Source organism: Janibacter sp. CoH_79_TC_3 (assembly GCF_058197955.1).
In genome coordinates this window covers 40,900-52,494 of record NZ_JBXWIV010000020.1, presented here as the reverse complement: position 1 = coordinate 52,494, position 11,595 = coordinate 40,900, and the positions used below count along the sequence as shown (strand labels likewise).

At 41.2% G+C, this 11,595-nt stretch carries 10 protein-coding genes; 8 read left to right on the top strand and 2 right to left on the bottom strand.

Annotation, left to right across the window (positions count from 1 at the left end):
• Positions 1–428 precede the first annotated feature (428 nt).
• The 6 genes from AC2FA3_RS13030 to AC2FA3_RS13005 all read left to right on the top strand — a co-directional run bounded on the left by AC2FA3_RS13030 (position 429) and on the right by AC2FA3_RS13005 (position 4,050).
• Positions 429–1,151, top strand: coding sequence for an FRG domain-containing protein (locus tag AC2FA3_RS13030; protein WP_490509941.1), 723 nt, complete (start codon positions 429–431; stop codon positions 1,149–1,151).
• Position 1,152: 1 nt separating this feature from the next.
• Entirely contained in the window at positions 1,153–1,659 is a 507-nt protein-coding gene (locus AC2FA3_RS13025) for a YfbU family protein (protein ID WP_490509939.1), read from the top strand.
• Positions 1,660–1,767: 108 nt separating this feature from the next.
• On the top strand, positions 1,768–2,421 hold the full coding sequence (locus tag AC2FA3_RS13020; RefSeq protein WP_490509938.1) for a hypothetical protein: 654 nt from the start codon (positions 1,768–1,770) through the stop codon (positions 2,419–2,421).
• Positions 2,422–2,452: 31 nt separating this feature from the next.
• On the top strand, positions 2,453–2,860 hold the full coding sequence (locus AC2FA3_RS13015; RefSeq protein ID WP_490509937.1) for an OsmC family protein: 408 nt from the start codon (positions 2,453–2,455) through the stop codon (positions 2,858–2,860).
• A 23-nt stretch (positions 2,861–2,883) separates the two neighbouring features.
• Complete coding sequence (locus AC2FA3_RS13010) at positions 2,884–3,348, top strand: flavodoxin family protein (protein WP_490509936.1); 465 nt, start codon at positions 2,884–2,886, stop codon at positions 3,346–3,348.
• A gap of 45 nt (positions 3,349–3,393) precedes the next feature.
• The gene (locus AC2FA3_RS13005) at positions 3,394–4,050 is read left to right on the top strand and encodes a DUF938 domain-containing protein (protein WP_490509935.1); all 657 of its coding nucleotides are present in this window, start codon (positions 3,394–3,396) and stop codon (positions 4,048–4,050) included.
• Between the two features lie 101 nt (positions 4,051–4,151).
• Here AC2FA3_RS13005 and ppc read toward each other — a convergent pair whose 3' ends face one another.
• Both ppc and AC2FA3_RS12995 read right to left on the bottom strand, forming a co-directional pair.
• A complete protein-coding gene (ppc, locus tag AC2FA3_RS13000; protein ID WP_490509934.1) occupies positions 4,152–6,941 on the bottom strand; it encodes a phosphoenolpyruvate carboxylase in 2,790 nt (929 codons plus the stop codon).
• A 104-nt stretch (positions 6,942–7,045) separates the two neighbouring features.
• Positions 7,046–7,867, bottom strand: coding sequence for a dienelactone hydrolase family protein (locus AC2FA3_RS12995; protein ID WP_490509933.1), 822 nt, complete (start codon positions 7,865–7,867; stop codon positions 7,046–7,048).
• A 448-nt stretch (positions 7,868–8,315) separates the two neighbouring features.
• Here AC2FA3_RS12995 and AC2FA3_RS12990 point away from each other — a divergent pair, with 448 nt between their 5' ends.
• Positions 8,316–10,403 (top strand): catalase, encoded by a 2,088-nt coding sequence (locus AC2FA3_RS12990; RefSeq protein ID WP_490509932.1) that lies wholly within the window; start codon positions 8,316–8,318, stop codon positions 10,401–10,403.
• 304 nt (positions 10,404–10,707) lie between these two features.
• A complete protein-coding gene (locus AC2FA3_RS12985; RefSeq protein WP_490509931.1) occupies positions 10,708–11,490 on the top strand; it encodes an MBL fold metallo-hydrolase in 783 nt (260 codons plus the stop codon).
• The last annotated feature ends 105 nt before the right edge of the window (positions 11,491–11,595 follow it).

The following is an 11,595-nucleotide window of genomic DNA, read 5'->3' as shown; positions in this document are numbered from 1 at the left end:
ATCATCGCGCCAATGGTAGTGTGGCTCCGGCCATGTGAGAGTAGGTCATCGTCAGCTCTCTATTCCTGAAAACCCCCTGTGACTTATGTCGCAGGGGGTTTTCTTTGTCCGTGGGTTTATTCCTTGAAATCAATATGGTGAATCCTTTTTAAAGGATCTGCTCTTGCTTTGCCTTAATGGCGCTCTATTCGTTCGTCAGCTCTCTATTCCTGATTATTCGCCGACTAGTTTTCTAGCCTGAGGATTTTCTTTGTGTGTAATTATTCACGTGTTATTTAAATTTGGCGATACTTTCGTTGCTTCATAGCTATTACATTGTGTATAGTGCGATTTTTATTGCTATATTGTTGGTATATGAAATCAGCGATAAATTTTTAGGATTGTAAATTGCTAGTATATACTCTGATTCTGGAAAGGTGATATATTTTATGAGTGCTTGGAATAAGTTTTTAGAAGAGGTGAAGCAAGCTGAGATTGAGCTTGGCAACCCTCGTGAGATATGGTATCGAGGGCATTCTCAAGAGTCTTGGAAATTAAACCCAAGTTTACTTAGACATAGTGATTGGGAAAGCAAAGAAAAGGAGTTGTTCTTCGAATTCAGTCAAACGGCTTCTAGACTTTTTGACAAAAGAAATAATGACTGGGAAATATTATTCGATATGCAACATTACTGGATTCCTACAAGGCTACTTGATTGGACAACAGTCATGGGTGTTGCGATTGCATTCATTTTGCATGCTGATTATGAAGGTGCAGAAAATAGCTGTTTATATATTTTAGATCCTAGATCTTTAAACCAGTTGAGTGGGCGTAACGAAATTATAAGTTTGCCTGATGACAAGAAGTTTGATTACAAGTCCATTTATTGGGAGCACATCCCAGTAAAAATTGAAAAACCAATCGCTGTTCTTCCGCAACAGCAAAGCGCTAGGCTATTAGCTCAGAAAGGTGTATTTACTGTACACGGCAATCTAAATGATAGTTTTGAAAATAGTGCAACTGATTGCTATCGAAAAGTAGTACTCCCAAACGAAGCTAAAGAAGAAGCTAGAACTTTTCTTAAATGGGCAAACCTTGATGAGTATACTATTTATCCAGATATTGTGGGTATGTCACAACATATTAAAAGAAAGATATTGAAGGGAGAGTAACATGCAGTTTACTAAGAAAGAAAGATTGAACTTAATTAATCAGTATAAAATTTTATCAAAATTATATCCTGAAGATTCAGAGCATTATGATGAGCTTCGTGAAATATTGGAAGATGGCTATGAGGTTTTTTACTCACAGATTAGTGAGTGGATTAGTCAGGATATGCCTAAAAATGCAGGTAAGTTTGTATTAGAGGTATTAGATCTATATAGAGCTATTGAAGATTATAAAAGGATGTCTAAAGACCAAGAAATTATTAACAACCGTTATTCATACTTTAGAGGATTTGATGGTAATAATGAAGGGCAATACATGCAGTTCGCGAGGTTTCTTATCAATAAGCAAAATAAGTTTTCTGAGCAGAAGGATTATTTAAGAATAAATGATAATTTAAACAGCCACACTCCAATGATTAGTATTTATGAGAAAATGTTATCAAAGTGGACAGATATTGGTAAACCATGGAATTTAAATTCTCAACATATTAATGATATTCTGAGTATTTAGGTTATAAATTCTTAGAATAAATTGTATATATTTTTTACTTATCATTCTGAAAAATCTTTTAGTCTACCTAAATTGGGACTAAATCCTATCGAAGAGTATCATAGATGCTTGACAAAAAAAATTACTGTAGTCTTGATTTTTCTCACATTGATATTTTTGGCTATCAGTATAAAAACTTTAGATAGCATTGGTTACGAGAGTATACTTCACTCTTTGAGTGTAGGCTTTATAGTCAGTTCTATTTTTTATTTTCTTGTAGTATATATGCCTGAATATAGACGCAGGAATATGGTTCGTGAGCGTCTTAAGAACCAATACATACAGTTCAAAATGTCATGTATTAACACGTTTCTAATAATTAGTAATTCTCAAGAACACTCTAATAAAGAAGAACTTCTTAACCTAATTGAGTTTCGTCGTTATTTTAAGAAAGAAAATAAAAATGGAGAAAATCGTTGGGGTGCTGTAGCGAACTGTCTTCAGGAAAATGAATGCTATCTTAAAGAGGTTATTTACTATCTTCAAATGTTGAATGAGGAAATAAGATATGCACGTAATGCTATAGATTTGAACGATCCCGAAGTATTTGACCTTCTTAATAGGCTTTCACAGCTTATTGTGAGAATGGAATTAACAGGAAAAGAATACGATGATGTAAAGTCACTTTGTGGTTTCCTTTGGTCTATTTTTACAGGCTGGGACTTGGCTAAAGGTTACAGTGAGTCAGATATTATAAAAGATATTATAGGTCGTGCTAAATAAAATATAACAAATTATTCAAAAAGAGAAAACTATGACAACCTCAAAAGTAACTTATCAAGGCGACCTGCGTACTACCGCCATTCATTTGCAATCAAATAACGAAATTATCACTGATGCGCCAGTTGATAATCAAGGCAAAGGTGAAGCCTTTTCGCCCACTGATTTATTAGCGACTAGCTTAGCCAGTTGTATGCTGACGATTATCGGTATCAAAGCCCGTGATATGGAGATTGATATCGCAGGTACTACGGCTGAAGTAACTAAAGTAATGGCTGCTGATCCAAGGCGCGTCAGTGAAGTACATGTCGCTATTACTTTTAATCAAAAGTTAGATGATAAGATGCAAAAAATATTCTATAACACTGCGCTTATTTGTCCGGTTGCTAAAAGTATCCATCCTGATATTATTCAAAGAGTGACTATTAATTCTAAGAACTAGTAACCTCTATAAGGGTGATTGATATGGGTAGCAAAACCTTACTTATCGTCGCGCATGCACCGTCTCCCAATACCAAAAAATTGGCACAAGCGGCTTATAACGGTGCCAATCATCCTGAGTTAAATATCAATGTCATATTAAAGTCACCACAAGATACCCAGCCTGAAGATGTACTGGCAGCCGATGCGCTATTATTAGGAACAACTGAGAATTTGTCCTATATGGCAGGACTGACCAAAGACTTTTTTGATCGCTGTTATTATCCGGTGTTAGAGAAGAAGCAGGGCATGCCATTTGCCTTATATATTCGCGCAGGACATGATGGTACGGGCACTAAGCTTGCTATGAAGACGATTACGACTGGGCTGCGTTGGGAATGGATTCAAGAAGCGCTGATTTTACAAGGTGATTGGCAAGAAGCATTTACTGAGCAAGTCGAAGAGCTAGCGATGACATTGGCAGCTGGGATAGAAGCGGGTATTTATTAGTGGTTAGCGGTCGCTATTGCAAGATAATAGAGAACAGGAAAGGCTATGAATAAAGACAGCTCAACAAGTAATCATTTCTTTGACGCTGCAACCTTACCGTTTTCTCAAGCGTGTGAAAATAATAAGCAGCCAATACTGGAAGTCCTACAGCAAGAGTTAAAAGATTCACATCATGTATTAGAAGTTGGTTCAGGGACGGGTCAACATAGCGTTTATTTTGCACCAAGATTAGCCCATTTAACATGGCAGACCAGTGATGTATTAGCGCATCATGCCACTATTAGTGCTTGGCGTAATGCCCATCCTGCGCCCAATCTATGTGCGCCATTAGCTTTTGACTTATCTACTGATGTCGTGCCATTTAATCTCTATAATACTCAGAAGTATTATGATGCTGTATTTACCGCCAATACTTTACATATTATGTCGTGGTCTTTGGTTAGTAAGTTATTTGAATTAATCGGTGACATGCTACCTTTAAATGGTAAGTTTATCGTTTATGGACCCTTTAACGAAAAGGGCAGTTATAGCAGTGAAAGCAATCGTCAGTTTGACCATAGCTTACGGCAGCGCGATGCTAATAGTGGTATCCGTCATTTAGAAGACGTTATAGATTTAGCAAATACATATCATTTAACGTTAAGTAGGCGTTATGAGATGCCATCTAACAATCAAATATTAGTATTTGAAAAACTTTATTAACGTAAAAAGCTGAATTGATTCACTGTGATAACACTATGAATCAACTCAGCGTTGGTACGATTTTGATTGAGTAAATATCTACCTTCCTGTCTGTATCAATACTAACCCGTATTGCGTAGCCCTGCTGCCAAAGCATTGATACTACGAATTAACGCATCTTCGACAGCCAGTCTCTCATTATTTTCCAATTTATCATCACTAGCGCTATCAGGCTGGCGCATACGTTTGAGTAGCTCAATCTGAATATAGTTAATAGGATCTAAATAGGCGTTACGCCATTCCAATGAATGAGCCAATTCTTGTTGGTTTGAGAGTAAAGACGCCTGTTCTAGCAAGGAGTTGAGACCTGCGTGCGTCAGTTCATGCTCATCAATCACTGCCTGCATCACCTGCTCACGTAAGCTTTCATCTGCACATAGTTGACTGTATGCGCGGGCGATATTCATCTCGGATTTGGTAAAAGCCATTTCGATATTGCTGATAAAGACATTGAAAAAAGGCCAGTTTTTATTCATCTCTTTCATTAAATATTCGTCTTTTTTGACGCTATTTAAAGCGCTGCCCACGCCATACCAAGCGGGAAGGGTAAAGCGCGCCAATGACCAGCCAAATACCCACGGTATCGCTCGAATCGTCGATTTGCTCGGTAGTCCTTTTTTACGGTGAGCAGGACGCGAGCCAATATTGAGCAATGAAATCTCTTGTACCGGTGTAGCCTCAGAATAAAACTGATAGAAACCTTCTGTGTTATCGGTCAGATGTCGATATTGCTGTTCGCCCGCATCTGCCAAATCAGCAAACAAGGCTTCATAGCTATCGAGCTGTTTGGGTTGCTCAACAAATCGTGACGAGCTGGCTTTTAGCGCCCCCGTGATTCCCATGGTTAATTCAAACACCGCGGTATCTGGATTGGCATACTTAGCGTAAAGCACTTCGCCTTGTTCGGTGAACTTGATTTGCCCGTGTAAAGTGCCTGCAGGTTGCGCGGCAATGGCTTGATGGGTCGAGCCACCACCACGACTGACGGAACCACCACGGCCATGGAACAGGCGAGTGGTGATACCATATTGATTGGCAATATTGGTAATGGTTTGCTGGGCACTATATAACTGCCAAGCGGAGGTAATAATGCCGCCATCTTTAGAGGAGTCTGAGTAGCCAAGCATAATCTCTTGAATATTGCCTGAGCGCTCAAGTAACTGACGATACAGCGGATTATCCAACACCATTGGCATAATTTTATCGATGTTTTTTAAATCATCGATGGTTTCAAACAGCGGCGCAACCGGTAGGGCGGAAAATAAATATCCGTTCTTATCAATACCCGATAAGCCTGCAAAACGCATCAGTAGCAGCACCTCTAATAGCTGACTGGCATTGTTGGTCATCGAAATTACATAGCTACCAAAAGTATCGTCGCCGACCAGTTTGCGCAGTTTAGCGACAGAATTCATCAAAGCAAGCTGTTCATGTGTTTGCGCGCTTAAGCTGTCGGTATAAATCAGCGGTGCACCGGGCTTTTCTAGCAAGCGGGTTAGCCATTGTTGGCGCTCTGTTTCGCTGAGGGTTTTATAGTCGGGCAGATTTGAAGCGCTAGCAAAAATATCTGCAATAACTTCGCCGTGATAACCTGAATCTTGACGAATATCCAGCGCAGCCAAATGAAAGCCGCAGGTTTTAACCAAGCGAATAGTATCAAGCAGTAGGCCTTCGCCATGCGCCTTGTCATGGGTATTGACGCTTTTGCGAATAAGGCGTAAATCATCTAGCAAGGCCGTCGGGGTTGAGTAAGCCTCTTGTGCAGCCTCACTATCTGCGCCTTGGCTTTGGATATGCTGGTTGGTGGCTTTTATTTTGGCAAGAATAATGGACAGCAATCTGCGGTACGGCTCATTATTGTAATCATCGGGATTGTAGCGAAAGACTTTTTGATCGAGCTTGCTGTAGTCTTCGATACGGGCATAAATCTCTGGCGCAATATCGACGATAGTATCGCTATGAACCAGCTCACGACGCAATTTCCTGACCAACACTTGGTAATGGCGTAGCACGGTATTGGCATGCATCAATACCGCCATTTCAGTGGTTTCATGGGTGACGAATGGATTGCCATCTCTATCACCGCCAATCCAAGAGCCAAAATTAACAAAGGCTGGCAAAGGATAGTCGCTTAGCTCAGGATAGATATCGACGATAGCGTCTTTGATATTACGATATACTTTGGGAATGGCGATGAATAGGCTGGCGTCAAAATAGTGTAAGCCGTTGTTTATTTCATCATAAACCAAAGGTTTTCGGCTGCGAACTTCGTCTGATGACCACAGCAAGTCAATAGTTTCTGCCGTTTTTTGCTTAGCTTGCATAAAGGCTAGGCTACCTTCGGGATAGTCGCCCATGGCATCGGTATGCTCATAGAGGGTCTGCAAGATATTCATCGTTGTGCGTCTACGGGCTTCGGTAGGATGGGCGGTAAAAACAGGAATAAATTTAAGCTGATCAATCAGCTCTTGTATTTGCTTCGGTTCGATCTGCCGCTCACGGCATTCTAATAAGGTGCGGCGAAACGAGCCTTCCCAGCTTTGATTGGACTCGGCACGCATAATACGGCGCTGCTCACGCAAGTAGTTTTCTTCGGTTAAATTGGCGAGGAAAAAGTAAATAGAGAATGCTCGAATGACGTTTTTTAAGGTTTGATTGTCTAACGAGGCGATAAGGTCTATAAGTTGTTGTTTTTTCTCTTTGTTATGCTCGCGGCGCTCCTGAATAAAGCCTTTACGCAAGGTTTCGATAGTACGTAATGTTTCTTCCCCAGACTGACGAGAAATGGCCTCACCTAAAAACGAGCCTAACAATCTAACCCGCGCACGCAATACGTCGTTCTTCAATAACATAACTGGCTTCCTTGCCTTTTAATAGGCGCTTTTATTCATAATTGCTTTTATAAATAAGCTAAACTGAGTGATAAATAAGGTTGGATTTTCATATGAAATATGAATTAAGGTAATTTATATTTATCGGCTAAAAAATCTAAATAGCGCTGCCAAGAGCGCTGATCAGCGCGGGCATCGTATTTATCGCTGCCGAACACGCTAAAGGCATGGGGCGCGCCACTATATGTCACCATCTCATGCGTCACTTTCGCCGCTTCTAACGTCTTACCCAAAGTCGCAAAGCTCTCTAGAGAGACAGATTCATCAGCAGAGCCGTGGAATACTAAAACTTCTCCAGTCGTCTTGGCATAATTTTGACCTATCGGCATATCAAAAGCGCCATGAAAAGGTGCAAATGCTTTTTGCGGGAAGCCTGAACGCGCTAGCTCCAGCGCAACGGTACCGCCGAAACAATATCCCATTGTAACGCCTTCACGCACGTTATTGCCCTGCAACTGTCCTGCATTCAATGCACCTTGCAGTAAGCGGCGCATTTTGCTGCGATCGTCATACAGCTCTCCGGTTAAGCGTTTATTATCTTCAATATTCGTCGGGCGAATGCCTTGCCCAAACATATCTGCCGCCAATACATTATAGCCTTCGGCCGCTAACATGTCAGCGCGTTTGCGCTCATAGTCCGTGAGTCCATCCCAATCATGAATGAGTAAGATAAATGGCGCATTAGCTTTGTCGGCTTTGGCGTAATAGCCTTCATAGGGTTGGTTGTCTACCGTATAAGTAACATTTTTAGTGGTAATGGCGGCAGCTGTTTGGCTAAAAGTGAGCGCCATTAAAACCAGTGAAGTTGTAAGCATTAATGAGCGGTAACGGCTTTTAGATGGAGGGAAGGATAATAAATTAGCTGTGGTCAACGATTTCATTAACATAATAGATAGCCTCATTGTTTTGTGAAAAACGATAAATAGGTGGCTAAAAATCATGTCCATTTATTTACCATTGAGAGTCAATTCTTTATTTATAAAAGCATACCTTAAAGAATCTCTATATTACAACAACCGATTATTAATAAGCTGAAGATTTAAAAGATGGATATTTTAAAGGTCGTTACTTTAACCAAATATCAACACGCTTACCGATATATGTGACATACCTAGGGCAAATTTTAAGTAATATAATTGATGAGCTTATCAATGCTGTAATGCCTCAACAGGTAAATGTGTAAAAGCTTTCTCATCTATTAAGAAATAATCGCGCTAAGCACAGAAAATTAAACGACATATGAAGTCGAAGCTAGCTCTAAGGATATAAAAACTGTGTTAGTACCTATTTGATGGGCTGTCTGTAGTCCATTTTACTCATTAGCTAGGATATTTTATGAATAAGAATATTGATCATACCGACCCCGCTAAAAATATGAATACCGAACGCGGCAATGGCGGTGAAACTCACCAACGTGCTAATGGCGAAACTAAAGCCATGACAACCCAGCAAGGCGTTGTCATTTCCGACAATCAAAACTCCCTTAAGGTTGGCGCTCGTGGCCCGACGCTATTAGAAGATTTTGTCTTACGCGAAAAGATTAATCACTTTGATCATGAGCGTATTCCAGAACGTATCGTCCATGCGCGCGGTAGTGCCGCCCATGGTTATTTTGAGCTGACCGAATCGTTAGAAGAATTTACCACCGCTAAGATTTTAACCGAAACAGGCAAACAGACCCCGTTATTTGCCCGTTTTTCTACGGTTGCTGGTAATAAAGGCTCAAAAGATACACCGCGTGATGTGCGTGGCTTTGCGGTGAAAATTTATACTGAAGAAGGCAATTGGGATATCGTCGGTAATAATATGCCGATTTTCTTTATTCAAGATGCGATGAAATTCCCTGATTTGGTTCATGCGGTTAAACCAGAGCCTGATCGTGGCTTCCCGCAAGCGGCTTCTGCCCATGATACCTTTTGGGATTTTGTCTCGCTTAGCCCTGAGACCATGCACAACGTCATTTGGCTGATGAGTGATCGTGCTTTGCCTCGTAGTTTGGGGATGATGGAAGGCTTTGGTATCCATAGCTATCGCTTTATTAATAAAGATGGTAAAAGCACCTTTGTACGTTTTCATTGGAAGCCAGTACTAGGCGTACAGTCGACCACATGGGATGAAGCGGTTAAAATCTCTGGCGCGGATCCTGATTATCATCGTCGAGATTTATTTGAATCGATTAATAATGGCGACTATCCCGAGTGGGAATTTGGCGTACAGCTATTTACTGAAGAAGAAGCCAATGCGTTTCCGTTTGATCACTTAGATGCGACTAAACTGATTCCAGAAGAGACGGTGCCGGTACGCATCGTGGGTAAAATGGTGTTAAATCGCTATCCAGATAACTTCTTTGCCGAAACGGAACAAGTGGCGTTCTGCCCATCGCATCTGCCACCGGGCATCGACTTTAGTAATGACCCATTACTGCAAGGTCGCTTGTTTAGTTATTTAGATACGCAGCTGTCGCGTTTGGGCTCACCGAATTTTGCGCAAATTCCAATTAACGCGCCAAAGTGTCCGTTTGCTAACAATCAGCAAGATGGTCATATGCAAATGCATGTCCCAAAAACTCGCGTGTTATATGAGCCACAAAGTCTTGATCCAACAAGGCCACGCGAAAGTATTAAGAAAGGCTTTGAGTCGTTCCATGAGCAGCTAGATGATGGCGTCAAAGGTCGCGTGCGCGCTGAAAGTTTTGCGGACCATTATAGCCAGCCGCGCATGTTCTACCTTAGCCAAACGCCAACTGAGCAAGCACACATTGCTTCAGCATATGCCTTTGAGCTTGGCAAAGTAGATACGGCGCATGTACGTACGCGTATGCTCGGGCATTTACGTAATATTGATGAAGACTTGGCAAAACGTGTCGCAACAGCATTGGGTATGGACTTGCCAGAAGCGGCAGAGCCTGCAGCGCCGATACAAGATATGGCGACTTCTGAGAAGTTACAAACGATTGGCTTGACGCCTAAAACGCTAAAAAGTCGCTTAATTGGCATTTTAGTCGCCGAAGGCTCAAAACACAGTGAGATTAAGAAGTTTGAAGAGGCCGCGAAAGCGGAGGGCGCTCGGGTGAAAATCGTCGCGCCAAGTAAAGAGGTAATCTTGGACGACGATACTCGCATACAAGCTGATGAGCGCGTTGCAGGTGGTCCGTCAGTGATGTTTGACGCGGTGGTCAGTATCATTATGCCTGATCAAGCTAAGCAACTTGCTAAAGACAGTGCCACCCTCGATTGGTTTACGGACGCCTACGCGCACTGTAAAGCCATTGCTTATTGCGGGGCAACCGATGAGTTTATCTTAAGTAAATTACCAATCGAGAAAGATGCTTTTGTCACACCACTGGCGGAATTGGATACCTTTATCGAAAATGCTAAGTCTCGCTTGTGGGAACGTGAGCCAAAAGTCCGTGACTTGGCATAACGCTTTATAAAAGCTATCTATCGAGAAAGTTAGCTATTTTCATTTAAATGATTAAAAAAACTCAGCTTAAGGGCTGGGTTTTTTTGTTTATGAACTAAGTGTAAAAGCCAATAAATGCTTGATAAACGCCTAAATACTAAAGCTTAGCCACAAGCGTTCACTGAATATCACTCATAAAACAATACTGAGCGTTATAATGACAAATCATATTGTTTAGAGCGTGTTGAAAAAAGGCTGCGCTTTTATATATAAATGATGTTTATAAATAGCTAGGCTAAAGGTTATATCAAAATAAAGGAATATTATGAGCTTAATAGATATCGTTGCGATAGAGGGATATATTCAGACAACGTATATGGCGGTTTATCCTGACAAGTTGCTATTGCTAGATTCAGGATGTCGATGTGATGTAGATAAAATTTTAGCGTATATTACCGATAATCTAAAACGTCCGGTCCAGCAACTTAAGACAGTCATGGTCACGCATATGCATCCTGATCATGCTGGCGGTGCTGAACTTTTAAAACAAAAAACAGGCTGTCAAATCGTCACCGCTATGTCTGACAAGCCTTGGTATCATGGTATTTTGGGAAGATTCGCCCATCTAAATGATTTGGGATTGACTTATTATGTGGCCAATCGACAAGGTAAGTCGGTTACCAATGTCTGGTACAACCCCATTGTAAAAGCAGATGTCAACGTTCAGGATGGTGACCCTGTGCCAAACTTTGAAGATTGGATCGTCTTGGAGACACCAGGGCATACGGATCGAGACTTGTCTTTATGGCATCCACAAAGCAAGCAGGCGTATACTGCCGATTTGATATTAATCATCAAAAACAGATTTGTCTCACCTTATTTAATTACCTTGCCTGACGCTTACCGTGCATCATTGGCCAAGGTGAAAGCACTGCAACCAGATACTTTATTACTGGCACATGATAAAAGGGTTAAGCTCAGTGATGAAGACTTTGAAAAATTGATAGAACGTACACCGAATGAACCACGAGAAACAACCTTAAAACATGGTTTTAAACTCATGCTTGCACAAGTTAAGTTTGCTCGTAGAAGAGTGAATACGCCTTAGTGAAATAAGTGTTAGATAATATCGGCAAAAAAAAGCCCAATCATTAAATGATTGGGCTTTCCTAAATATGGTGGGCCGACCGCGACTCGAACGCGGGACCAATTG